This is a genomic window from Sphingomonas sp. PP-F2F-A104-K0414, from assembly GCF_004340945.1.
Taxonomy (GTDB): Bacteria; Pseudomonadota; Alphaproteobacteria; order Sphingomonadales; family Sphingomonadaceae; genus Sphingomonas.
The window spans coordinates 25,020-47,498 of sequence record NZ_SLYD01000013.1 but is presented as its reverse complement, the minus strand read 5'-3'; the positions used below and the strand labels follow the sequence as shown (position 1 = coordinate 47,498).

At 65.1% G+C, this 22,479-nt stretch carries 24 protein-coding genes; 9 read left to right on the top strand and 15 right to left on the bottom strand.

All coding sequences use genetic code 11. The features are described 5' to 3' along the window. Window position 1: 1 nt before the first annotated feature. Both fliE and C8J46_RS20195 read right to left on the bottom strand, forming a co-directional pair. Window positions 2–364 (bottom strand): flagellar hook-basal body complex protein FliE, encoded by a 363-nt coding sequence (gene fliE, locus C8J46_RS20200; protein ID WP_132742476.1) that lies wholly within the window; start codon window positions 362–364, stop codon window positions 2–4. Next, window positions 361–1,689: a sigma 54-interacting transcriptional regulator gene (locus C8J46_RS20195; protein WP_132742475.1), complete on the bottom strand. Its 1,329-nt coding sequence runs from the start codon at window positions 1,687–1,689 to the stop codon at window positions 361–363. The genes fliE and C8J46_RS20195 overlap by 4 nt, the downstream gene beginning before the upstream one ends. A 297-nt stretch (window positions 1,690–1,986) precedes the next feature. Here C8J46_RS20195 and C8J46_RS20190 point away from each other — a divergent pair, with 297 nt between their 5' ends. Then, the gene (locus C8J46_RS20190; RefSeq protein WP_132742474.1) at window positions 1,987–2,808 is read left to right on the top strand and encodes a flagellin; all 822 of its coding nucleotides are present in this window, start codon (window positions 1,987–1,989) and stop codon (window positions 2,806–2,808) included. A gap of 178 nt (window positions 2,809–2,986) precedes the next feature. Next, window positions 2,987–3,778, top strand: a complete 792-nt coding sequence (locus tag C8J46_RS20185; RefSeq protein ID WP_132742473.1) for a DUF72 domain-containing protein — start codon at window positions 2,987–2,989, stop codon at window positions 3,776–3,778. Between the two features lie 24 nt (window positions 3,779–3,802). Here the strand turns inward: C8J46_RS20185 and C8J46_RS20180 are convergent, their stop codons facing one another. The 5 genes from C8J46_RS20180 to C8J46_RS20160 all read right to left on the bottom strand — a co-directional run bounded on the left by C8J46_RS20180 (window position 3,803) and on the right by C8J46_RS20160 (window position 7,949). Continuing rightward, the gene (locus C8J46_RS20180) at window positions 3,803–4,552 is read right to left on the bottom strand and encodes an AcvB/VirJ family lysyl-phosphatidylglycerol hydrolase (protein WP_132742472.1); all 750 of its coding nucleotides are present in this window, start codon (window positions 4,550–4,552) and stop codon (window positions 3,803–3,805) included. A gap of 78 nt (window positions 4,553–4,630) precedes the next feature. Continuing rightward, entirely contained in the window at window positions 4,631–6,223 is a 1,593-nt protein-coding gene (locus tag C8J46_RS20175) for a cisplatin damage response ATP-dependent DNA ligase (protein ID WP_132742471.1), read from the bottom strand. Between the two features lie 234 nt (window positions 6,224–6,457). After that, window positions 6,458–6,955: a DNA starvation/stationary phase protection protein gene (locus tag C8J46_RS20170; RefSeq protein ID WP_132742470.1), complete on the bottom strand. Its 498-nt coding sequence runs from the start codon at window positions 6,953–6,955 to the stop codon at window positions 6,458–6,460. 61 nt (window positions 6,956–7,016) lie between these two features. Next, a complete protein-coding gene (locus C8J46_RS20165; protein ID WP_132742469.1) occupies window positions 7,017–7,583 on the bottom strand; it encodes a TMEM165/GDT1 family protein in 567 nt (188 codons plus the stop codon). A gap of 3 nt (window positions 7,584–7,586) precedes the next feature. Then, window positions 7,587–7,949, bottom strand: a complete 363-nt coding sequence (locus tag C8J46_RS20160; protein ID WP_243643543.1) for a hypothetical protein — start codon at window positions 7,947–7,949, stop codon at window positions 7,587–7,589. Between the two features lie 190 nt (window positions 7,950–8,139). Between C8J46_RS20160 and rpmG the strand changes: the two genes are divergently transcribed. Then, window positions 8,140–8,307 (top strand): 50S ribosomal protein L33, encoded by a 168-nt coding sequence (gene rpmG / locus C8J46_RS20155; protein WP_055881863.1) that lies wholly within the window; start codon window positions 8,140–8,142, stop codon window positions 8,305–8,307. 224 nt (window positions 8,308–8,531) lie between these two features. On the opposite strand, the gene C8J46_RS20150 is transcribed toward rpmG, so the two are convergent. Further along, entirely contained in the window at window positions 8,532–8,894 is a 363-nt protein-coding gene (locus C8J46_RS20150) for a response regulator (RefSeq protein WP_132742468.1), read from the bottom strand. A gap of 36 nt (window positions 8,895–8,930) precedes the next feature. Here C8J46_RS20150 and C8J46_RS20145 point away from each other — a divergent pair, with 36 nt between their 5' ends. The 4 genes from C8J46_RS20145 to C8J46_RS20130 all read left to right on the top strand — a co-directional run bounded on the left by C8J46_RS20145 (window position 8,931) and on the right by C8J46_RS20130 (window position 11,682). Then, the gene (locus C8J46_RS20145; RefSeq protein ID WP_132742467.1) at window positions 8,931–9,215 is read left to right on the top strand and encodes a DUF3572 domain-containing protein; all 285 of its coding nucleotides are present in this window, start codon (window positions 8,931–8,933) and stop codon (window positions 9,213–9,215) included. After that, window positions 9,212–9,838, top strand: a complete 627-nt coding sequence (locus C8J46_RS20140; RefSeq protein ID WP_132742466.1) for an HAD family hydrolase — start codon at window positions 9,212–9,214, stop codon at window positions 9,836–9,838. The genes C8J46_RS20145 and C8J46_RS20140 overlap by 4 nt, the downstream gene beginning before the upstream one ends. 191 nt (window positions 9,839–10,029) lie before the next feature. Further along, window positions 10,030–10,494, top strand: a complete 465-nt coding sequence (locus tag C8J46_RS20135) for a RidA family protein (RefSeq protein ID WP_132742465.1) — start codon at window positions 10,030–10,032, stop codon at window positions 10,492–10,494. 42 nt (window positions 10,495–10,536) lie between these two features. Then, entirely contained in the window at window positions 10,537–11,682 is a 1,146-nt protein-coding gene (locus tag C8J46_RS20130) for a GNAT family N-acetyltransferase (RefSeq protein ID WP_132742464.1), read from the top strand. Here C8J46_RS20130 and C8J46_RS20125 read toward each other — a convergent pair. The 4 genes from C8J46_RS20125 to C8J46_RS20110 all read right to left on the bottom strand — a co-directional run bounded on the left by C8J46_RS20125 (window position 11,645) and on the right by C8J46_RS20110 (window position 18,200). Next, window positions 11,645–13,231: a hypothetical protein gene (locus C8J46_RS20125; RefSeq protein ID WP_132742463.1), complete on the bottom strand. Its 1,587-nt coding sequence runs from the start codon at window positions 13,229–13,231 to the stop codon at window positions 11,645–11,647. The two genes, C8J46_RS20130 and C8J46_RS20125, sit on opposite strands and share 38 nt — an antisense overlap. An 11-nt stretch (window positions 13,232–13,242) precedes the next feature. Next, window positions 13,243–14,979, bottom strand: coding sequence for a hypothetical protein (locus tag C8J46_RS20120; RefSeq protein ID WP_165886692.1), 1,737 nt, complete (start codon window positions 14,977–14,979; stop codon window positions 13,243–13,245). 257 nt (window positions 14,980–15,236) lie between these two features. After that, window positions 15,237–16,754, bottom strand: coding sequence for an NAD(P)/FAD-dependent oxidoreductase (locus C8J46_RS20115; protein WP_132742461.1), 1,518 nt, complete (start codon window positions 16,752–16,754; stop codon window positions 15,237–15,239). Window positions 16,755–16,982: 228 nt separating this feature from the next. Then, window positions 16,983–18,200, bottom strand: coding sequence for an argininosuccinate synthase (locus tag C8J46_RS20110; RefSeq protein ID WP_132742460.1), 1,218 nt, complete (start codon window positions 18,198–18,200; stop codon window positions 16,983–16,985). A gap of 148 nt (window positions 18,201–18,348) precedes the next feature. Between C8J46_RS20110 and C8J46_RS20105 the strand changes: the two genes are divergently transcribed. After that, on the top strand, window positions 18,349–18,741 hold the full coding sequence (locus C8J46_RS20105) for an EF-hand domain-containing protein (protein ID WP_132742459.1): 393 nt from the start codon (window positions 18,349–18,351) through the stop codon (window positions 18,739–18,741). 163 nt (window positions 18,742–18,904) lie between these two features. On the opposite strand, the gene C8J46_RS20100 is transcribed toward C8J46_RS20105, so the two are convergent. The 3 genes from C8J46_RS20100 to C8J46_RS20090 are packed head-to-tail and all read right to left on the bottom strand — an operon-like array spanning window position 18,905 to window position 21,697. Beyond that, a complete protein-coding gene (locus C8J46_RS20100; protein ID WP_132742458.1) occupies window positions 18,905–20,131 on the bottom strand; it encodes a cyclopropane-fatty-acyl-phospholipid synthase family protein in 1,227 nt (408 codons plus the stop codon). A 49-nt stretch (window positions 20,132–20,180) separates the two neighbouring features. Next, the gene (locus tag C8J46_RS20095; RefSeq protein WP_132742457.1) at window positions 20,181–20,942 is read right to left on the bottom strand and encodes a molybdopterin-dependent oxidoreductase; all 762 of its coding nucleotides are present in this window, start codon (window positions 20,940–20,942) and stop codon (window positions 20,181–20,183) included. Next, window positions 20,939–21,697 carry a cytochrome b/b6 domain-containing protein gene (locus tag C8J46_RS20090; protein WP_132742456.1) on the bottom strand — a complete coding sequence of 253 codons (759 nt, stop codon included), beginning with the start codon at window positions 21,695–21,697 and terminating at the stop codon, window positions 20,939–20,941. The genes C8J46_RS20095 and C8J46_RS20090 overlap by 4 nt, the downstream gene beginning before the upstream one ends. A gap of 51 nt (window positions 21,698–21,748) precedes the next feature. On the opposite strand from C8J46_RS20090, the gene C8J46_RS20085 reads away from it, so the two are divergent. Beyond that, complete coding sequence (locus tag C8J46_RS20085; protein WP_132742455.1) at window positions 21,749–22,366, top strand: flavin reductase family protein; 618 nt, start codon at window positions 21,749–21,751, stop codon at window positions 22,364–22,366. Window positions 22,367–22,479: the final 113 nt, after the last annotated feature.

Genomic DNA, 22,479 nt, shown 5'->3' with positions numbered 1-22,479 from the left:
GTCAGACCGGCATGCTCATGATATCCTTGTAGGCGGACAGCAGCTTGTTGCGGACCTGCAACGTCGCCTCGAACCCGACCGACGCCTGCTGGCGGGCGAGCATCACTTTCGCGATGTCGACCGTCTCGCCGCGCTCATAGCTTTCGCTGAGCTTGGCCGCTTGGGTCTGGCCGTCGTTGACGCTTTTCAGCGCGGTTTCCATCGAGTCGGCAAAGCTGGTCGGCTTGACCTGCTCGGTCGGCGTGACGTTGCCCGCCGCGCCAGCGCGCGAAAGCGCCTGGTTGCGTTCGAGGATCTGCGAGCGCAGCGCCATCACGCGGTCGACGCTCATCGCGCCGCCACCGATGCCCGAGACGCCGCTCATGCCGAGGCGGCCCAGTTAGCGTTGTTCCAGTTTTGGGCGTTGCCGATATCGTCACCCTGCTCGCGCGCCTTGGCGAGGCGATAGCGCAGCGTGCGCTCGGAGATGCCGAGACGCTTGGCGGTCTCGATCCGGCTGCCGTTGCACGCCCTCAGCGTCTCGCGGATCGCGGCGAATTCGCTCATCTGGACGATGTTGCCCAGAGTCCCGGGGGGCGTCTCGGGTTCTGACGATACCGTGACAGGCGCGAGCGGCGCCACGGCGATAGTGCGCTGGAACGTCATCGTCACCGGGCGATCAAACACGATGTGGTTCGCCTCGATCGTATCGCCGCCACAGAACAGCAGCGCGCGCTGGATCACGTTCTCCAGCTCGCGGACGTTGCCCGGCCAGTCGTGCAGCATCAGTTGCTCGATCGCCGCGTGGCTCGGCCAGGGGATGACATTGCGGTTGCCGGCATGACGCAGGATTAGCGTCGCGGCGAGCGCGGGAATGTCCTGAGGGCGCTCGGCCAGCGACTTGGTCGCGAGCGGAAATACGGCGAGGCGGTAATAGAGATCGGCGCGGAACCGGCCGGCGGCGACTTCGGCGTGAAGATCGCGGTTGGCGCAGGCGATCACGCGGACGTCGATCGGCTGCGGCACCGACGCGCCAAGCGGCACGACCTCGCGCTCCTGCAACACGCGGAGTAGCTTCGCCTGCAACTGGAGCGGCATCTCGGCGATTTCGTCTAACAAAATCGTGCCGCCATTGGCCGCGCGGAAGAACCCGTCGCCGCCGCTGGAGGCGCCGGTGAATGCGCCCTTCTGGTGACCGAACAGCAGCGCTTCGAGCATCGATTCGGGGAGCGCGGCGCAGTTGATCGCGATGAACGGCTTGTCCTTCCGCGCGGAACCATTGTGGATGGCGCGGGCGAGCACTTCCTTGCCGGTGCCGGTCGGTCCGTTGATCAGCACGGTTATATCGGCGGTGGCAACGCGCTCCGCGAGAGCGAGCAGCGCGAGCGACTCGGGGTCTGCGGCAGTCGGCATTTCCGGGCCACCGATCAGGGCCCGGGCGAAGCCGTTGCCGACCGCGGTATCCTCGGCGGCAAAGCTGATCCGCGCCGGTGCGCCAGCGCGCGACGGGGTGACTTCGCGGCCTTCGCAGCCGATCACCACGGTGCGGGCAGGGGCAGTGATACCCTCGCCATCCGCGACGAGGAACAGATCGTTCGGGCCGGGTTGGGTGGTGGCGAACGAGCCCACGCCGAAACCCTGCGCGCGCAGCGACGAGACGAGCGCGTATTTCCGCGAAGTGACTGCGGCTGATGGAAAAATCGAACGCATGGTGTTCCCCCTGGACGATTCGTCGATTGGGGCATTGGTGGTAAACTTGTGGTTAAACGCTGCCGTCTGCCGGCAAATTTTATCCGGGCGCGTTCGCGCGGACACACGGGCTCACCTGCACGCGCGCGTCCTGCCTGCGAGCACGCGTCCCGCCTACGTGCGAGGCGATCCGAACGCGGTCGGGGCCTGCAATTTTTTTCTAAAGCCCGCTTCGACCCGGCCGTTACTCACTCTGACGGCACGGGACTTCGCCATGGGGGCGGCGCGGATCGTCTGAACATTCACGGAGATTTCGCAATGACTGTCATCGGTACCAACGTCTCGGCACTGCGCGCGCAGAACGCATCGACCTCGGCTTCGAACATGCTGTCGACCTCGATGGAGCGTCTGTCGACCGGCAAGCGCATCAACTCGGCCAAGGACGACGCCGCCGGCCTCGCCATCTCGTCGTCGATGACGTCGCAGATCAAGGGCATGAACCAGGGCATCCGCAACGCCAATGACGGCATCTCGATGGCGCAGACCGCAGAGGGCGCGCTCGACGAGGTCAGCAACAACCTGCAGCGGATGCGCGAACTCGAAGTCCAGAAGGGCAACGGCACCTACTCCGCCAGCGACATTCTGAACATCAAGGCCGAGCAGGATGCGCTTTCGACCCAGATCACCAACGTGCTGACGAACACCAAGTTCAACGGCGTGGCCCTGTTCGACGGCTCGGCCGGTACTGGCGGCACGGTGAAGATCCAGGCCGGTGCGAACTCGACCGACGCGATTGATCTCGCGCTCGGCGGCGACCTCAAGGCTGCCGGCACGGGCCTCGGCACGGTCGTCACTGCAACCGGTTCGGCAGGCACGCTCGCTGACTATGACACGGCGCTCTCGAACGTCTCGAACCGTCGCGCCTCGCTCGGTGCATCGCAGAACCAGCTCCAGTCGGCGGTCAACAACCTGACCTCGAACGCGACCAACCTGTCGGACGCCAAGAGCCGGATCCAAGACACCGACTTCTCGTCGGAAACGACCGCACTCGCCAAGGCACAGATCCTGAGCCAAGCATCGACGGCGATGCTCAGCCAGGCGAACCAGAGCCAGCAGAGCGTCCTGAAGCTGCTTCAGTAATCCGAGCCCCGGCATCGGCATCGCCCCCCAAAGGATGACGATGCCGATCGGATCCGCCGCCCCGTCGTTCAGGCGGTACGAAACCCCGATGGCGCAGGCCGTCGGGGTTTTTGGGGTTTTGCGCCAAAACGCCGAAGCGATGTCGCCAGCACGGCCGCCGACGCGCTACACATATGGCATGACCATCAGAATCGGTATTGGCGGCTGGACCTACGAGCCGTGGCGCGGGACCTTCTATCCCGAGAAATGGCCGCAGAAGCGCGAACTCGACTATGCGGCCGATCACGTCACCGCAATCGAGATCAACGGCACCTATTATGGCAGCCAAAAGCCCGCGACGTTCGCCGCCTGGGCCAAGGCGGTACCCGACGGGTTCGTCTTCTCGCTCAAGGCCTCGCGCTATTGCACCAATCGCAAGGTGCTCGCGGAGGCGGGGGAGTCGATTGCCAGGTTCACCGGGCAGGGGATCGTCGAACTCGGCGACCGGCTCGGGCCGATCCTGTGGCAGTTCATGGCGACCAAGACTTTCGATGCGGACGATTTCGCCGCGTTCCTGAAACTGTTGCCCGATCGGCAGGACGGCGTCGCGCTGCGTCATGCGATCCAGGTCCGGCATGAGAGTTTCGCGGTCCCCGAATTCGTCGCGATGTGCCGCGATGCGGGGGTCGCGATCGTGTTCGCGCAATCCGCCGAATACCCGGCGATCGCCGACATCACCGGCGATTTCGTCTATGCGCGACTGGAGGATGCGGAGGAGCGCTTCGTCGCCGGCTACGCCCCGACCGCGCTCGACGACTGGGCGGGCAAAGCGGAGATCTGGGCTGCTGGTGGCAGACCGCAGGGGCTACCCTATGTCGAGGATGCCACGCCGCCGAACCAGCCCCGTGAGACGTTTATGTTCTTCATCAACGGTGCGAAGGTGCGTGCTCCCCAGGCCGCAATGGCGTTGATCGCGCGCATCACGGCTTGACCATCAGTCGAACGCTTCGCCGGCCTAGGGTGAAACCGACCGGATCGCGGTCAGCACATGCGCGAGCAGGCCATCGGCATCGTGACGGATATTATGCCCCCCCGGCATCCCGACCTTCCGCGCGTTCGGCGTCGTCAGCAGCGGACACAGGCTGTCGGTTTCCTCCACCCCATAGATGCACGTGACCGGCGCCCAAGTCAGTCGGTTGCCGGTGGTCGCACCCATGCTGTCGGGGGTGCCATGATCGTAGAGCAGGCTGGACGGATCGGCGCGATAGAACACCGTGTCCCCTGGCAGGATCAGCACGATCGCGGCAACGCGCGGGCGCAAGTCCGCCGGCAGGTTGGCCAGACCGGTCTGGACGATATCCGCGCCGTACGACTGCCCCATTACGACGATCCGCTTCGCACCGGTCCGCGCCAGCGCGGTCCGGATGCCCTCCGCGATGATCGCATCGAGCTCGGCGCGCGTGACATGATGTGCGAACAGCGCCGGCGTGGTGATCCCGACCACCGGAATGCCGTGCTCGGTCAGCCCTCGCGACGTCGACGCGCCGAGCAGGAACCGCAGCCCCATGTCGCCCGAAAAGTTCACCACCGCGATTGGCGGCGGTCCGGATCCGTGCACGCCAAGCGCCGGGTACACATGCACTGGATCGCGGTCGAAATAGCCGGCGAGGTAGACGAAGAGCACGATGATCGCCGAGATGATCCCGGTGACCCAGGCGCCGCGGCGGACGCGCCGTGCCACGACCGTGCGGGGATGCTTCGTCATGTTCACCGGACCGTCCTTACGCGTATTACGATCGGGCGGCGATAGGCCGCCCTCCCATGCGCTTTCATGACGCGCGGATTACGTGATCATCCGTTTGAGCGTCTCGATCCGATCGGCCTCCGCCGCTGGCTTGTCCGTCCTGATCCGCGCGATCCGCGGGAAGCGCATCGCCACGCCCGATTTATGCCGCTTCGAATCGTGAAGCGAATCGAACGCGATCTCCAGCACCAGCGTCTTCTCGACCTCACGCACCGGGCCGAACCGGTTCTGCGTGTGGTTGCGGACGAAGCTGTCGAGCATTTTCAGCTCTTCATCCGTAATCCCGGAATAGGCCTTGCCGACGGGGAGCAGTTCGCCCTCCTCGGTCCAGCAGCCGAACGTATAGTCCGAATAATAGGAGGAGCGTCGCCCGGACCCGCGCTGCGCGTACATCATGACGCAATCGGCGGTCAGCGGATCGCGCTTCCATTTGTACCAGAGCCCGGCACGGCGCCCGCCGACATAGGGCGAATCGCGGCGCTTGAGCATGACGCCCTCGATCGCCGCATCGCGCGAGGTTGCGCGGATCGCTTCCAGCGCGGTGAAGTCGTCCGCCTCGATGACCGCGCTCAGGTCGAACCGCTCGGCATCGAGTTGCGGCATGAATGCCTCCAGCCGCGCGCGCCGTTCGGCCCACGGCAGCGTGCGCAGATCATCCTCGCCATCGATCAGCAGATCGTAGAGCCGGACGAACGCGGGATACTCGGCCAGCATCTTCGCCGACACGGTCTTGCGCCCGAGCCTTTGCTGCAACGCATTGAAGCTCGCCGCACCGCCGCCATCCTCCAGCGTGCCGCCCTGATGCTCGCCCTTCACCAGCAGTTCGCCGTCGACCGTCCCCGGCGTCCGGAATGCGGCGGCGATCTCGGGGAAGCTGCCCGTCACGTCGTCGCCGGTGCGGCTGTAGAGTCGCGTTTCGCCCGCGACATGGACGATCTGCACGCGGATGCCGTCCCATTTCCACTCGGCGGCATAGTCGGCGAGATCGACACGCAGATCCTCCAGACCGTGCGCGAGCATGAACGGCCGGAACACGGGCACGTCGGCCGGCGTCGGCTGCTCGCCCGTTCCCTCGGCCCAGGCAAACAGGCTCGGATACGGCGCATCGAGCCCATGCCAGACCTCCTCGACCGCATCGACATCGAGCCCGAACGCGTCGGCGAGCGCGGTCTTGGCCAGCCGCGCGGACACGCCGATCCGTAGCGCGCCGGTCGCCATCTTGAGCAACGCGAACCGCTCCTCTGCATCGGAGCGATCAAGCATGTCGGCCAGCGCGCCGGGGGCATCGGCACGCGACAGCGCCGCCAACCGCTCGACGACATCGGTGATCGACAGCGGCGTCGGATCGACCGGAACCGTCGGCTCGGGCCAGAGCAGCGCCACCGTCTCCGCGGTATCACCGACATAGTCGCGACTCATCCGGAACAGCACCGGGTCGACGCGCTCCTCGATTAGTCCTCGGATGACCGCCGATTTCACGCCCTTGAGATCGAGATCGCCGGTCAACGCCGCCATCGCCCAGCCGCGATCGGGGTCGGGCGTCGCGCGCAGGTAATCCGCGATCAACTTCAGCTTCGCGTTGCGCGACCGGGTGTAGGTGAGCGAATCGAGCAGGGCGGCGAAAGCGTGCATCGTCGGTAAACGCACCTGCCGCCCGAACGGATGCAGAAGCGAAACGACCGCCGGAGGATTCCGACGACGGTCGTCTCCGCGCTTTTAGGCGTACCGTCGGCCGACCGTTTCGGCGGTGGCTGGCCCTTGCCAGACGGAGGGGGAGGGGGCGATCACAGCTGTTGCGTTACGCTCCCCCTCCGTCGCTTCGCGCCACCTCCCCCTTGCGGGGGAGGATCGTGAGGTCCGCGTGAGTCAGCCCTTGCGGCTGGCCTCGAACAGGAACCAGGCGCGCTCTTCGGCGTGGTCGGTCCATTCATCGACGATGCCGCTGGTCGCATTATCCTTGGCCGCATCGGCGGCGTCCTTAACGATGCGGAACTGCTCGACGAGCTTTAGATTGTCCTCGCGCAGTTCGGCCAGCATCTCGGTCGGGCCGACGAACGCCATGTCGTTGTCGGCGATCGTCTGGTGCCGCGAGATGTCGCCGATCGAGCGCAACGTCGTGTTGCCCGTCTTCCGCACGCGTTCGGCGATCGCGTCGGTCACGCCGATGATCTGCGCGGACTGGTCGTCGAGCAGCAGGTGGTAATCGCGGAAATGCGGCCCCGACATGTGCCAATGGAAGTTCTTGGTCTTGAGATACAGCGCGTAGCAATCGGCGAGCGCGGCGTTCAGCGCGTCGGCGACCGACTTGGTGCTGTTGCTCGGCAGATCGGTCGGCGTGTCGAGGGCAGGGTTGATATCGGCCATGGCTAACTCCGGTTTTGAAGATCGTTGCGTAAACGATCCGAACGCGAAAATGCTCCTCCCGTCAAACGAGCCGAAGCGCACCCAGCGCGAGGACGAGGCCGAAGATCACGAATACGATCCCGATGCCGATGCGGACCGGCTTGAGCGGAAGTTTCAGCCATGCGGCTTCGCCCATCATGGCTGCGGGGACGATCACGATTAGCGAGCCGATCATCGCGCCGATCGCGGCGAGCGCAGGGACGGGGGTGCGTGCGGCGAGGGTCAGGACGATGAACTGCACGCCGTCGCCGAATGCGAGGATGAACAGCCCGAGTGCGGTGGTGGCGAGCGCGCCGATCTTCCAGCCGGTCAGACGCTCGGGCGCCTTGGCCGGAAAGAACGACCCGCCGCCTTGCAACAGCAGCGCGAGCGCGAGCATGAGTTGTTGTGCGTTGGGCGCGAGCTTCGGCCCGATGATCGCGCCGAGCGTCGCCGCCAAGCCGCTCGCTGCTAGCAATGCGATCGCGGCCATGAGGATCACCAGCCCCGGCTTTGCGTACCGGTCCGACAGGATCGCCGCGAGCCACGCGGTGCGGTCGCCGACCTGCGCGAGCGCGGCCGCGACGAGGGCCGCCATCAAGGCGTCCATGGATTATCCCGCAAGACGCACCGAACAGGCGGCGGCGAAGGCGTGGCACGCCTGGACGTCCTGCCGTTCGCAGCCGACCGCATCGCGCAGGATCGCCAGCCAGCCATGGACCAGCGCGCCGTGCTCGCCACGTGACAGCGCCGAATCGACGAAGTGCGCGACGGTGACGGCGGGGTTGAGGCCGTTGCTATGCGCGATCACACGGATCGCATCGATCTCGGTGGCGATGTCGCACGGGCGGGAATAGGGCGCTCGGACGTCGATCGCGGCGATTCGCGCGGCGAGATCGGCCTTCACCGCGATCATGGCGTCGATTCGTCCTATGTCCGCGGGTACCATCTCGGTGAGTCGTCGCGCCTGCCCCATGATCCCGCTCCTTTTTATCTGACGATATGATGCGCTTGCGGTGGTGAATAGCGGGTTAAATGCGGCGTCGTGGCGGATGCAGGGGCCGTAAAGCTTGACTTCGCTGCTCACGTCCGCCATGCGCCGCCCCTGATGGAGCGGCGGCGCGAGTTCGCCGCTTTCGCATTTTCAAGCCATAGGAATTGGGCTCATGGCCAAGCCGACGACCGTAAAGATCAAGCTGCTCAGCACCGCTGACACCGGCTTCTTCTACGTCACCAAGAAGAATCCCCGTACCAAGACGGAGAAGCTCTCCTTCTCAAAGTACGATCCCGTCGTGCGCAAGCATGTCGAGTTCAAGGAAGCCAAGATCAAGTAATCGGGTTGGCGGCGGAAGCCGCCGACTGATTGTGAAGATCCGGAAAGCCGCGGGTAACTCCGCGGCTTTTGGCGTTTGTGCTGGGCGTCGTTCGCAACTTCGTCATCCCAGCGAAAGCTGGGATCTCCCGCCGCGAGGGTACGCCCGTAACGGGGAGACTCCAGCTTTCGCTGGGGTGACGGTGTGGGGCGGGGGGTAGATAGGCAACGCAAGGGAGCCTGTCTTCAGATCAACGCCCCGACCGCATCCATGAACCGCGCCAGACTGATCGGCTTCGACACATACGAATCCGCGCCCGCCGCCCGTATCCGTTCCTCATCCTCGCGCCCGGCATACGCCGTCACCGCCATCACCGGGATCGCGCGCAGCTCCTCGTCCGCCTTCAGCTCCAGGATGATCTCGTAGCCGGTGACATGCGGCATCTGGATGTCCATGATGATCAGGTCGGGTACGAAATCCCGTGCCCGCGCAACGGCTTCGCGGCCGTCGCGCACGGGTTCGACGGCGAACTGGTGCGCGCGCAGCAAATCGCAGAATAGTTTGAGGTTCAGTTCGTTGTCCTCGACAACGAGCACCTTCTTTGTCACCGCCGCACCTTATCCGGAAAGAAGGCACGATAGGCAATGCGCGACCGCGATTCAAACGAAGACGCCGAAGCGCTCGCCCTGCGCGCGCTGGTATGGACGCTGGTCGAGCCCGACCGCGCGATGCGGCTGTTGTCGGTGACTGGTCTCGACCCGAGCGACCTGCGCGCACGCGCGAGCGATCCCGCGGTGCTGTCGGCGGCGCTGGGCTTTCTCGAAAACCACGAGCCGGACCTGATCGCGTGCGCCGAATCGCTCGGCGTAAAGCCCGAGGCGCTAGTTCGCGCGCGCGCCAAACTGGACCAAGGAGAATTCGAAGCATGAGGCCGTTGCTGATCAGCGATTGCGACGAGGTGCTGCTGCACATGGTCAAGCATTTCGGCGTCTGGCTCGACGAGCGCCACGACATCGACTTTGCGATCCAGCACGGCGATTTCTCGACCGCGATGACTCGCCGCGACGGCGGTCCGCCGCCGACGCGCGAGGACATGTGGGCGATGCTCGGCGAGTTCTTCCCCGCCGAGATGCACCGCCAGACGCTGGTGCCGCATGCGGTCGAGGCGCTGGAGCGATTGGCGCGGGTGGCGGACATCGTGATCCTCACCAACCTTCAGGACGAGTGCCGCCAGCCGCGGATCGAACAGTTGGCGAAGTTCGGCATCGAACATCGGGTGGAGTGCAACCAGGGCGGCAAGGGTACGCCGGTGTCGCGACTGGTCGAGGAATACGGGTCGCCTGTGGCGGTGTTCGTCGACGATCTAGCGGTGCATCACGAGTCGGTCGCGAAGCACGCCCCGGGGGTGCACAGGTTGCATATGGTCTCGGAGCCGACGCTGGCGGTGAATGTGCCGAAAGCGCCTGAAGCCCACGTGCGCATCGACGACTGGCGTGAGGCCGCGGACTGGATCGCCGCGCGGTTCGAGGCGGGTGTGCCGGCTGACGCCTGACCTCTCGATCCTCCCCTGCAAGGGGAGGTGGCGCGAAGCGACGGAGGGGTGACGCCCCATCGAGAGCGGGTCACCCCTCCGTCAGCGCGTTGCGCTGCCACCTCCCCTTGCAGGGAAGGAACGGCGTTCGAAAATGATAGGTAAGCCCACGCACTTGACCCATCCCCCACCGCTGTGGTGATACCTCCGCCATGACCGATCGTATCGACCGCAAGCTCGAAGAGCTGGGCCTCACCCTTCCCCAGGCTGCCGCGCCCGTCGCCGCCTATGTCCCGACCGTGCTGGCGAACGGCATGCTCCACATCTCGGGCCAGTTGCCGTTCAAGGACGGCGCGCTGGTCAAGGGCCGCGTCGGCGACGACGTGTCTCTGGAAGACGCGCAGGAGGCAGCCAAGCTCTGCGGGCTCATGCTGGTCGCGCAGATGAAGGCGGCGCTCGGCACGCTCGGCCGCGTCGAGCGGATCGTGAAGCTCGGCGTATTCGTCAACTCGACCGGCGACTTCACCGACCAGGCCAAGGTCGCCAACGGCGCCTCCGAACTGATGGTCGCGCTGTTCGGCGATATCGGCAAGCACGCGCGCTCGGCGGTCGGCGTGGCGGTCCTGCCGCTCGGCGCCGCGGTTGAGATCGACGCGATCGTGCAGGTTTCCGCCTGAACGCCTTGGAGGCGTGCCCTCGCGTCTCTACCTAAGGCAGTGATGAATTCGGTCACTGCTCGCATCGCCCAAGGCGTCACCTCGATCGCGGCCGAGGACTGGGACGCGTGCTCCGGCACCGCCAACCCGTTCGTCGGCCACGCCTTCCTCTCTGCACTCGAAACATCGCGCAGCGTCGGCGGCCGCTCCGGCTGGCAGGCGCTGCCGGTCGTGGTCGACGGTCCCGACGGCAAGCCCGCGGGAATCGCGCCCGCCTACGCCAAGAGCCACAGTCAGGGCGAATACGTCTTCGACCAGAGCTGGGCCGATGCATGGGAGCGGGCAGGGGGGCAATATTACCCCAAGCTCCAGATCGCCGCGCCGTTCAGCCCGGTGCCGGGCCCGCGCCTTCTCCTCCGCGATCACGACCAAGCCCCTGCGCTGATCGCCGCGCTGGAGGCGGTGACCGACCAGAGCGGGCTGTCCTCCGCGCACGCGACCTTCATCGACCCCGACGAAGTGGCGCTGTTCGAGTCCGCCGGCTGGCTAATCCGGCAAGGCACGCAGTTTCACTGGAAGAACGACGGCTATGCGAGCTTCGACGATTTCCTCGCCGTGCTCGCCAGCCGCAAGCGGAAAGCGATCCGCAAGGAACGCGCGGCCGCGGTCGAAGGCCTGACGATCCGCCACCTCACAGGCGCCGAGATCACGCCCGCGCACTGGGACGCGTTCTGGGTGTTCTATCAGGACACCGGCGCCCGCAAATGGGGCCAGCCCTATCTGACGCGCGCGTTCTTCGACCAGATCGGCAAGACGATGGGCGACCAGATTCTGCTGATCCTTGCCGAGCGCGACGGCATCCCCATCGCCGGCGCACTCAACCTGATCGGGGAGGACACGCTTTACGGCCGCTATTGGGGCGCGACCGAGGAGGTGCCGTTCCTCCATTTCGAGGTCTGCTATTACCAGGCGATCGACGCCGCCATCGCGCGTGGCCTGCAGACCGTCGAGGCCGGCGCGCAGGGAGAACACAAGCTCGCGCGCGGCTACGCGCCCGTCGCGACCTATTCCGCGCACTACATCCCCGACCCGAGCTTCCGCCGCGCGATCGCCGACTATCTCGTCCGCGAACGCGAAGCCGTCGCCGAGCAGCAGGAGTATCTCGGCGAGCTTACTCCGTTCCGGCGGGGCGAACCGCAGGCTTGTTGACGCGGTACAACAGGCTGGTCCCATCGCGACGGATCAGCGTCAGGTCTTGGACCAGCGCCGGGTCGAACTTTTGCGGGTGGATCAGCCACATATAATCGAACGCATCGCGCGGGAATTTCGCGAGCGCCATCGAGATCGGCCGCCAGAACTGGCCGCGGCATTTGACGTCGCTCACGACCTCCGACGGATCGTGCGCAAAGCCCTTCGCCGCCGCATAGTTGGTCGTCAGCAACTGCGCCCCCGCCATCGACCACTGATCGTTGGTAAAGGCGAGACGCCGCTCCAGCAGCAACGCGGGTACATGCTCGAGCCGCGAATACGCCCAGTCGTCGCGACACCGCCGCCCGACGAACGACACCACGCGAGAGCGCTCGGGCACCGTATCGATCGCCGCGATCGCCTGGTCGTAGCTGCGGTCGTAGATCAGGTAGCTGATCGTCGTCCCTGCCAGCCGCACCCCGAAGAAGGCAAACCCCAGCACCGCGAGCACCGCCGCCCCACGCAACGACAGCCCATGCCGTGGTCGCAGCGCGATCACCGCGATCGCCAGCACGAAAGGCGCGAGCCGCATGTCCGCATAGGCCGACCCGAACACGATCCGCGGCAACAGCACGTACACCGCCGCCAGGAACAGCGCGGAGAGCCCCAGGTTGCGCGAATATTCGATCGTCTGGTCGCGTACGCCGCGGAACAGGATCACGAACAGCACCGTGACCGACGCGATGTCGAACGCCATCCACCGATCGCGCAGGACCATCGTGATCCAGTTCATCTTCCAGCGCCAGTTGAACCAGTCCTGCGTCTTGCCGCCGACATGATCGCCCGACCGCCACACCACCATCATCACCATCGGCAATGCGAGCGGCAGGCAGTTCAGTCCCGCCTGGACGAACGCCCTGAACCAGCCATGCGCCCAGCTCTTGGGATCGCTGTCGCGGCGGATGTCGTGCTGGCGGATCAGCTCGGCGGAGAAGGCGAGCACGCCCAGCACGCCCCAGCCGAACGTATGACACAGCCACAACAGGCACGAGACGGGGATGAAGATCGCGGTGCGCAGCTTGGTGCGTCCGAGCCGCCCCATCCGCAGCCACAGCGCGAACAGGTTGAGCGCGAGCGCCATCGCCAGCGCGAAATTCACGAATCCGAACTGGAACGGGTAGCTGTAGGCGAGCGGCAACGCGAACAACGCGGTCGCCGGGATACGCCCATGCACCTCGCGCGCGATCCACAGCAGCCCCGTCACAGTGAGCGCCGGGATCGTCATGACGATCAGCTTCACCGCCAGCTGCAACCCGAAGATCGGCGCGAGCGGCTCGATCAGCAGGTCGATGCCGAGGTTGCCGATCATCTGCCAATGGAAGTTATACCACTGAGAAAGCCAGGGATTGTTGCCGATCGCGAGCTGGACGCGGTAGCGCCCCATATGGCCGGGCAGATCGACCAGCGGCGGGATTTCCGGCCACAGCAACGGTATCATCGACGCCAGCGCCACCGCGACGACAAAGCCGCGCGTCTGCCACCAGTGCAGCGTTTCCCCCTGAGTAATCATATCGTCCGACCCTAGGGGCGGACGGGCGCTCCAGACAAGGGTGCGCGCGACGAGTTGTTCACGCGCCATGCAAGAACCGGCGATCCGGCGATCGGGACGGGAGTCAGCCACGCGAACCGCTCGCCGCGTTCAAGACGGGCCCAAAGGCCATTTGGGGCGAAGTGCTTATATATTTCGGTTTCGTCGAGTGCTGGACACCCAACGACATATTGCGCCCCGCTCGCGATGATCATCGCTTCGGCTGCCTTGGGGCTTCCCGTGAAGGTGGCGATGACCCGGTGCATAGCAGCCACATTGCGATGATAGCCTGAGGCGATGCCACGGTGTTTCGTGGTAGCGATCAGGTCGGGCGTAAGATCAAGGGGCGCAAAGATCACGCTGGGCGGCAGTATCGCTATACCGCGTACATCGGAAAATTTCGTGCAGGCAACGCGGTCGGTCAGCTGTGTTACAGCGCCGCCCGGCAATGCGTTTGAGCGCGATACCGAATAAACGGTGCCGGCTACGATGCCCGGCGAAACGACGATCAAAGCCAACATCGTCGCTAATATACGGGGCAAGACAGGCACGATGCGCCGTGCCCGTTCGAGCATGGCCAATAAAATCCACGCCGCACCCGGCAAGGCCAATGCATTAGCGGTGCCTGCGGCTCGTTGAACCATGAGGGAGACTGCGAATGCGCCCAGCAATATCGCCAGTAACATAGCCCAACTCTCTCGCCCCACACCGGACGTTCGACGAAGTGCAAGCGCGGTTCCAAGGAGACCAACGACGGGGGACGCTATCGTAATGATTGCCGGCACCAGCATCTGGTCCCAGATCGGAAGGCCTTCGGAAACTTTGAGATACCACAGATTGTAAACAAGCGGATCGAGGCTTGCGAATGGCCCGCGAAGGCATTCCGGCGTTATAAAGGCGAGCGTCGCCACGCAGGCGCCGGCGCCGGCGCCGGCAGCCAGTGCTCCAAGTCGAGCCGCTAGCGATCGAGCCCCAATTAGCGTCGCTACCGACAGTCCCACAGCCGCAACGCCCAGCACTGCCAACCAGCCTGGAGACACCGCGTCGCAAACAGCGGTGAAAGCCCCCGGCCCCCGCGTAGCGATGTGCAGCATCAAAGCCGCTACGAAGAACGTAATTGCAAGGCCGATCAAGGCAGCGCGCCGCGATGGGTCCCACGCCCAGGCCAGCGCCCCAACTGCGGTTATGGTGACGGCGACCGGCAACCCTTCCAGCGAAATCGTCACAAGCGTCGCCAACGCCAGCCCGGCAAGGATACCGTTTCGCAGGTTGGCACGTCCGAGGAGCGCCATGGTCGCAGCCATCGCGAGCACAATCTGCCAGCCATGGTGGTCGATCCGGAGCGGGCGAATTTGATATAGGATCGGGACCGACAGCGGCGCCAGCAGCAGCGCAAGCTTGGCACGTTCGACATCGCTCACCTGCCGCGTCAGTGCAGCGACCAGTGCCATCAGCGTGAGCAGGGTAATTAGCGGCACGACCGTCATCGCGATCCGGTTCGCCGTATCGGTCGAGAAAAACGGATCTAGCACCAGCATCGCCGCAGCGATCGGCAGGTCAACCAGCCGCGACCAGTGCATCGCGAAGTCGCCGCCGTTCAGCCTGTGCTGGGCGACGTCCCACCAACTCTGCCCGCCAAGCCAGTCGCGCACTTCGAGCAACCGCATCGCATCGTCGGGGTCGGGGAAGCGCAACGTCGCGATCGCGCCGGAATAGGCGAGGCAGAGCACGATCGCCGCGAGTGCCCAACCGCCCAGGACGGTTGGCCAGAGGCGGGTGTCGAGCTTCGGTGTGGCAGAGGGGAAGGGGGCGTCAATCATGCCGTGTTCGTTCCAGCGATCAGCCCTATTTACACCACCCTGACGAAGGCCGGGGCCCAGTTGGGGGACGTCGCAAACGGAGGGCATCGCGCTGTTACTACAACCTTTCCAACTGGACCGCGGCCTTTGCCGGGGTGGTGCTCACGAATGACGTAGACGCAGGCCCATCATGCAGCCTTGAGGCGCTCCGGTACCCCACGCACACTCGACAAGGCCGCGGCGATCCCCGCCTGTTCTCCCTCGCTCCCCGCCTCGTGATATTCCGCGTCCTCGTTGACGCTCCAGATGTCGTGCACGCGCGCGCCCGCCTGGATATTCCGCACGGTCAGCATCGCGGTCATCATCGCGTGATCCTGGTTGTTGTAGCGGTGCATCCCGTTGCGCCCGACGCAGTGCAAGGTCGGATGCCGCGCCTCGATCTCCTCGCGCAGCGCATCGACGTTGTCGCGGTAATCCTCGTCGTACACCGGGTACGCCTTCTCCTGCCGCACCACCGCACCGCCGGTGACGTGCGCCGGATCGCACAGCCCGAGGATCGCCATCTCCTTCGTCGCCAGCGCGATCAGGTCGGCATCGCTCGACGCCCACAGCCCGTCGCCCTCGAAGCAGAAATATTCGAGACCGACGCAGGCGATGTCGGGATCGGGCACCATCTCGGGCGACCAGCTGCGGAAGTTCTGGACGCGGCCGACCTTCACCTTCGAATCGTGGATGTAGATCCAGTTATCGGGGAACAGGTCGGGCGACTTGATCATCAGCGCCACCGTCAGGAAATCGCGGTACCTGAGCGCGCTCGCTTGTGGCAACGTCGTCGGCAACGGGTGCAGACGACCCGCCAGCTCGCGCATCGGTGCGCTGCTGATCACATGGCCCGCATCGATCGTGACGGTCGCGCCGTCGCGATCGGTCGCGGTAACCCGCCAGCGACCGGTCGAATCTTCGGCAAGCTGTTTGAGCGCATGCCCCATCAGGATCGTATTGCCGTGGCCGAGCACCTTGTCGCGCGCCGCATCCCACATCATCCCCGGCCCGAGCCGCGGATAGCGGAAGCTTTCGAGCAGCGTCTTGGTCTGCATCCCGTCGTTCGGCCGCTTGTTCAGCCCGAGCGAGCGCTTCAGCCCATCAAGCACCGCCCCGCCAAGGCTCAGTCCCTTGATGCGCTGGGCGGCCCAATCCGCCGACATCGTGTCGCACGGCATGCCCCAGACCTTCTCGGTATAGGTCTTGAAGAAGATCGAATACAGCTTGTGGCCGAACTGGTTGACGACCCAATCCTCGAAGCTGCGCACGTTGGGATTGGGACGCAACTTGGCCTTGGCATAGCTCGCCATGCACAGCGTGGAGCGCCAGATCCCCAAATTGCCGAGCGCCTCGAATGCGCGCAGCGGGTAGCTGTAGAATTTGCCCTCGTAATAGATCCGGCTCATCCGCGGCCGCTCGATGAAGTCGTCGGGCAGAATCTCGTTCCAGAGATCGACCACCGGCTGCGACTTCGAGAAGAACCGGTGCCCGCCGATATCGAATCGGAAGCCCTGATGCTCGACGGTCCGGCTGATCCCGCCGACGTACACCGGATCCTTCTCGATCACGGTGACGGAATAGCCAGCCTTGCCAAGCAGATAGGCCGCGGTGAGGCCAGCGGGGCCGGCGCCAATGATCGCAACGTCGACAGGTGTGTTCGGCATCCAGGCATTCCCCACAAGATGCTCGATCTATGGGGGAAGATGCCTAAGGCGTGGTTAACGGGGCGGGGCGTTGAGGGATTGAGCGGAAGTGCTCACGCCAAGTGCACCTCCCCGGGGGAGGCCGGGGTCCAGATGGAAAGGTCTCGGTAACGGCGCGCCGACCTTCGTTAGCGGCGTCCCCCAACTGGGCCCCGGCCTTCGCCGGAGAGGTATAATCGTGGCAGGGGTTTACCGGTCGCGCTTCGCAAGCAACCGCAACCGCAGCGCGTTCAGCTTGATGAAGCCCTCCGCGTCGCGCTGATCGTAAGCGCCCTGGTCGTCCTCGAACGTCACGACCTTTTCCGAATACAGCGAGTTCGGCGATTTCCGGCCGACCACGTACACGCCGCCCTTGTAGAGCTTCAGCCGGACGGTGCCCGACACCTTCTCCTGGCTGTGATCGATCGCCGCCTGCAGCATCTCGCGCTCCGGCGAGAACCAGAAGCCGTTGTAGAGCAGCTCGGCATAGCGCGGCGCCAGCTCGTCCTTGAGGTGCGCGGCGCCGCGATCGAGCGTCAGCTGCTCGATGCCGCGATGCGCGAGGTGATAGATCGTGCCGCCTGGCGTCTCGTACATTCCACGGCTCTTCATGCCGACGAAGCGATTCTCGACGAGGTCGAGGCGGCCGATGCCGTGGCGGCGGCCATAGTCGTTGAGCGTCGACAGCAGCGTGGCCGGGCTCATGCCCTCGCCGTTGATCGCGACGCCGTCGCCGCGCTCGAAATCGATCGTGATGTATTCCGGCGCGTCGGGCGCGTCCTCGGGGTTCACGGTGCGCGAATAGACGTAGTCGGGGACCTCGTCCCACGGGTTCTCGAGGACCTTACCTTCTGACGAGGTGTGCAGCATGTTCGCGTCGGTCGAGAAGGGCGACTCGCCGCGCTTGTCCTTGCTCACCGGGATCTGATGCGCTTCCGCGAACTCGATCAACTTGGTGCGGCTGGTGAGATCCCACTCCCGCCAAGGCGCGATCACCTTGATATCGGGCGACAGCGCGTAATAGCCGAGCTCGAAGCGGACCTGATCGTTGCCCTTGCCGGTCGCGCCGTGGCTGACCGCGTCGGCGCCGACCATCTTGGCGATCTCGATCTGGCGCTTGGCGATCAGCGGCCGCGCGATCGACGTACCGAGCAGGTACAGCCCCTCGTACAGCGCGTTCGACCGCATCATCGGGAATACGTAATCGCGCACGAACTCCTCGCGCAGATCGTCGACGAAGATATGCTCGGGCTTGACGCCCATCATCTCGGCCTTGGCGCGCGCCGGCTCGAGTTCCTCGCCCTGGCCGAGATCGGCGGTGAAGGTCACGACCTCGCAGTTGTACGTCTGCTGGAGCCATTTCAGGATCACGCTCGTGTCCAGGCCACCGGAATAGGCGAGCACGACGCGGTTGATCTGATCGGTCACGGGCAGAATCCTTCGGGCAATATCCAATGCCCGCGCCCCTATGCGCTGGGGGCCCCTCATGCAACCTGCGCATGCAACCGCACGCGTTAATGGCGCGTACAACCGAACCGGTCTATTCGCGCCGCAAATCCTCTGGAGTTAACCCACCGTGCTACGCCAAAGCCTCACCCTTCTCGTCCTCGCCGGCCTTGCGACCCCGGCGCTCGCGCAGGAAACGCGCGCGTCCGCCTCGGCCAAGTTCAAGACCGAATTCGCGGCGTCGGATACCAACAAGGACGGCGTCCTGACGCGCGCCGAGGTCCAGGCACGGATCGGCAACATGAAGGTCGGCGGGCAGGGCCGTCCGGACCCGGTCCACGCCAAGCGTCTCGCGGATCTGTGGTTCACGAGCGCAGACAAGAACAAGGACGGCAAGGTGACGCAGGCCGAGGCGCAGGCGCTGCTCGCGGCGACGTTCGCGAAGTACGACGCGAACAAGGACGGCAAGATCGGCGGCGACGAACGCGCCGCGGCGAAGGCCGACGTACAGGGCCCGCGCTAACTCCATTCGCCTAACACCGTTGTTCTCCCGCGGACGCGGGAGCCCAGCTAGGTACCGTATCCCTGCTTGGTCCTGGGCCCCCGCCTCCGCGGGGGAACACGGAGGTTGACGGGCGGCGTCCTACGCCAAGCCCGAATTGTACAGGGGATGGTATGAGCGTGGGTCAGCCTTCGCGCAACGCCCGCTCACCCTCGATCATATAATCGCGCGTCAGCGGCAGCGTCATTCGGCTCTTCGACAGCTGGATCTGGTAGTTGACCATCCCCCCGGTCCGGAACGCCGCCGCCGCGCCCGCAAGATAGAACGTCCACATCCGGTAGAACCGCTCGTCGTACAACGCGACGATCGAATCCTTCGCCGCCACCGTCCGGTCGTACCATTGGTCGATCGTCAGCGCGTAATGCACGCGCAACACCTCGATATCGGTCGGAAACATCCGCAGCCCCTCATATCCCTTCACGATCTCCGACAATGCCGGGTTGTAGCCGCCCGGGAAAATGTACTTGGTCGTGAACGTGTCGGTGACGCCGGGCCCGCCCATCCGCCCGATCGTGTGGAGCAGCATCACGCCGTTCGCGGTCAGCAGGTCGCGGCATTTGCGGAAGAACGCCTTGTAGTGTGCCGGGCCGACATGCTCGAACATGCCGACCGAGACGATCCGGTCGAAACTCCCGGTCAGCGCGCGGTAGTCGATCAGCTCGAACTTCACCTTGTCGGCGACCCCGGCCTCCTCGGCCCGCCGCCGCGCGACCTTCAACTGTTCCTCGCTGAGCGTCACGCCGAGCACTTCGGCGCCGGTCTTCGCGTGCAGGTACAGCGCCATCCCGCCCCAGCCACAGCCGATGTCGAGCACACGCATCCCGGGCTGGATCGCCAGCTTGGCGGCGATATGCGCCTTCTTGTCCGACTGCGCCTGCTCCAGGCTATTGCCCGGATCGGTGAAATACGCGCAGGAATATTGCCGGTCCGCATCGAGGAACAGGTCGTACAGCCGGTCCGACAGGTCGTAATGATGTGCGACGTTCTTCTTCGACCGGCGCGCCATGTTCACGCGATCGACGCGGTGCACGACCTTGTCGAGCAGCTTGATCGGCAGCGACGGATTGAGCCCGCCGCCACGCTCCCACGGGCTGTTGCCCTTGAGTAGATTGACCAGATCGCGAATGTCGCCGCGCTCGATCACCAGGCGCCCATCCATGAACGCCTCCGCCGCGCCGAGCGCCGGGTGGCGGACGATCGCGCCCGCGACCCCCGGCTGGGTCAGCCGGATCGTGACCGGGTTATAGGCGGGGTCGGGCTTGCCGAAATGCTTAGTGGTGCCGTCCGCGTGGATGAGCGTGAGTTCGCCGGTTTTAACCTGCCGGGCCAGGAAACGATCGAAAAGTGCCATGCTGCGTTAGCTAATGACTGGTACGGAATTGCGCCACCCCCGCGGTGGTTCAGATCCCCGCGTACCAGTCGTAATCGACGTTATCTTCCCAATAGCCGCCCTTGCCCTTGCCGATACCTTCGAGGCTGGCGACCGCGTCGATCGCCGTGACGTATTTCGCATGCTTGTAGCCTAGTTGCCGTTCGACGCGCAGCCGGACGGGCGCGCCGTGGGCGACGTCGAGCACCTGATCGTTGAGCGCCCAGGCGAGGATGGTCTGCGGGTGGAACGCGTCGACCAGATCGACCGACTCGTAATAATTCGCGCCGCGGTACAGGTCGGCGCAGGTAAACACGATGTAGCGCGCGGTGCGCTTCAGGCCGGCGTCGTCGAGCAGCGCGCCAAGCTTCGGTCCCTGCCATTTGCCGATCGCGCTCCAGCCCTCGACACAATCGTGCCGTGTGATCTGCGCGCGCGCGGGCATCTGGCGAAGCTGCGGCAGAGAGACCGACAGCGGCCGATCGACCAGCCCGCCGACCTTCAGCCGGTAATCCGCGAAATTGTTGGCGACCATCGCGGTATAATCCGCCGTCCCCGGATTGCTTGTGCCGTTCGACCGGAAGATCGGCGACATCTGCGCAGGGCTGAACTCAGGCGCCAGCGCGTTGCGGTTGGTCAGCGCGCGTTGCAGCCCGCGGTTCATGTCCTCGCCCATGAACAGGATTTTCCGCGCCTCGGGGTTCGCGGCGATCTTGTCGCAGCCGGTCAGCAGCGCGCCCGCACCGATGGTCGCGCCTACAACCAGCGAGCGACGGGTAATCAGCGAGCTCATGCGACGTCCTCCGAGGGGTGCTGGGGAACATGCCAGCGCCCGGTGATCATCGACCGCACTTCGTTCCACGTCCCCGCCAGGATCACCAGCGCGAGATGCGCGATGATGAACAGCACCAGGCCCGTGGCGGCGATGAAGTGGATCGAGCGCGCCGACTGCCGCCCGCCGAATATCTCCAGCAGCCACGGCCACGCCGCATCCATCCCCGGCGACATCGTCAGCCCGGTCAGGATCATCACCGGGATCAGCACGAAGATCGTCACGACATAGGACAGCTTCTGGAGGATGTTGTACGCGCCCGGCTTCTTGGGATCGTGGAAGCGGAAGGCGAGATGTTCCTTCACGTCGTGCACCACTTCGCGCGGCGACAGCTCGGCGGCGCGCACGCGCAGGTCGCGCTGGAAATGCTTGTTGATCAGGCTGACGATCATGAACCCGAGCAGCGCGAAGGCGAGCACCAGCGCGAACAGCAGATGCCAGCGCCGTGACAGCGCCAGATTGTAGCTCGTCGGGATCGTCAGCAGGTTGAGCAGCGACACCAGCCAGCTCGGCCACTGGTCGAGCGTCGTCCACGCGGTGTCGAAATTCGCGCCGTACCGGCCCCAGTACAGCCGCGGATGCGCCTTGAGGATGCCGATCCCGCTGCCGATCATGATGAACATCGTCACCACCGTCACCCAGTGCCATATGCGCGTCGCGAGCCGATGGCGCTTGATGATCGAGGTGCTGATAGTCGGGGCAGTGGGATCGTTCATGCTCGACCTTCGCTATAGGCAGTCGGACCATGGCATAGCAGGAATACATGTATGACCGAATGGCATTCTTACGAGCCCACGAACGGCCATCGCCTGCCGCACGATCCCCTCAATGCGATCGTTGCGCCGCGGCCGATCGGCTGGGTCAGCACGCTGTCCGCGGACGGCGTCGCCAACCTCGCGCCCTATTCGTTCTTCAACCTGTTCAACTACAGCCCGCCGCTGATCGGCTTCTCGTCGATGGGCTGGAAGGACAGCGTCGCCAATATCGAGGCAACCGGCGAGTTCGTCTGGAACCTGGTCTCGCGCGACCTCAGCGACGCGATGAACACGACCGCCGCGAACGTCGCCGCCGACGTCGACGAGTTCGCGCTCGCCAAGCTCGATATGGTCGCGTCGACCAAGGTGAAGCCGCCCCGCGTTGCGGCGTCGCGCGCGCAGTTCGAGTGCAAGCTGACGCAACTGATCCGACTTGAGACCAAGGAAGGCCGCGAGCTCGACCAGTGGCTGGTGCTCGGCGAGGCGGTCGCGATCCACATCGACTCAGCGATGCTGGAGGACGGTGTCTACCAGACGGCGCGCGCGCAACCGATCCTGCGCGGCGGCGGTCCTGCGGATTACTTCGAGATCACCGAGGACGCGCTCTTCAAGATGCGCCGGCCGGGCTGACCCCAAATTCCGTCATCACTACAAAGTCCGTCATCCCAGTGAAAGCTGGGATATCCCGGTAACGGAGCGCACCCTCGCCGCACGAGACCCCAGCTTTCGCTGGGGCGACGGCT

Bases quoted from the DNA above. Each gene is read 5' to 3' on its own strand.
- C8J46_RS20165 (WP_132742469.1), bottom strand. From the start codon at position 7,583: ATGGACGCCTTGATGGCGGCCCTCGTCGCGGCCGCGCTCGCGCAGGTC.
- C8J46_RS20185 (WP_132742473.1), top strand. From the start codon at position 2,987: ATGACCATCAGAATCGGTATTGGCGGCTGGACCTACGAGCCGTGGCGC.
- C8J46_RS20140 (WP_132742466.1), top strand. From the start codon at position 9,212: ATGAGGCCGTTGCTGATCAGCGATTGCGACGAGGTGCTGCTGCACATG.
- C8J46_RS20090 (WP_132742456.1), bottom strand. From the start codon at position 21,697: ATGAACGATCCCACTGCCCCGACTATCAGCACCTCGATCATCAAGCGC.
- C8J46_RS20145 (WP_132742467.1), top strand. From the start codon at position 8,931: ATGCGCGACCGCGATTCAAACGAAGACGCCGAAGCGCTCGCCCTGCGC.
- C8J46_RS20100 (WP_132742458.1), bottom strand. From the start codon at position 20,131: ATGGCACTTTTCGATCGTTTCCTGGCCCGGCAGGTTAAAACCGGCGAA.
- rpmG (WP_055881863.1), top strand. From the start codon at position 8,140: ATGGCCAAGCCGACGACCGTAAAGATCAAGCTGCTCAGCACCGCTGAC.
- C8J46_RS20135 (WP_132742465.1), top strand. From the start codon at position 10,030: ATGACCGATCGTATCGACCGCAAGCTCGAAGAGCTGGGCCTCACCCTT.
- C8J46_RS20170 (WP_132742470.1), bottom strand. From the start codon at position 6,955: ATGGCCGATATCAACCCTGCCCTCGACACGCCGACCGATCTGCCGAGC.
- C8J46_RS20095 (WP_132742457.1), bottom strand. From the start codon at position 20,942: ATGAGCTCGCTGATTACCCGTCGCTCGCTGGTTGTAGGCGCGACCATC.
- C8J46_RS20190 (WP_132742474.1), top strand. From the start codon at position 1,987: ATGACTGTCATCGGTACCAACGTCTCGGCACTGCGCGCGCAGAACGCA.
- C8J46_RS20160 (WP_243643543.1), bottom strand. From the start codon at position 7,949: ATGGGGCAGGCGCGACGACTCACCGAGATGGTACCCGCGGACATAGGA.
- C8J46_RS20195 (WP_132742475.1), bottom strand. From the start codon at position 1,689: ATGCGTTCGATTTTTCCATCAGCCGCAGTCACTTCGCGGAAATACGCG.
- C8J46_RS20175 (WP_132742471.1), bottom strand. From the start codon at position 6,223: ATGCACGCTTTCGCCGCCCTGCTCGATTCGCTCACCTACACCCGGTCG.
- C8J46_RS20085 (WP_132742455.1), top strand. From the start codon at position 21,749: ATGACCGAATGGCATTCTTACGAGCCCACGAACGGCCATCGCCTGCCG.
- C8J46_RS20130 (WP_132742464.1), top strand. From the start codon at position 10,537: ATGAATTCGGTCACTGCTCGCATCGCCCAAGGCGTCACCTCGATCGCG.
- fliE (WP_132742476.1), bottom strand. From the start codon at position 364: ATGAGCGGCGTCTCGGGCATCGGTGGCGGCGCGATGAGCGTCGACCGC.
- C8J46_RS20180 (WP_132742472.1), bottom strand. From the start codon at position 4,552: ATGACGAAGCATCCCCGCACGGTCGTGGCACGGCGCGTCCGCCGCGGC.
- C8J46_RS20125 (WP_132742463.1), bottom strand. From the start codon at position 13,231: ATGATTACTCAGGGGGAAACGCTGCACTGGTGGCAGACGCGCGGCTTT.
- C8J46_RS20115 (WP_132742461.1), bottom strand. From the start codon at position 16,754: ATGCCGAACACACCTGTCGACGTTGCGATCATTGGCGCCGGCCCCGCT.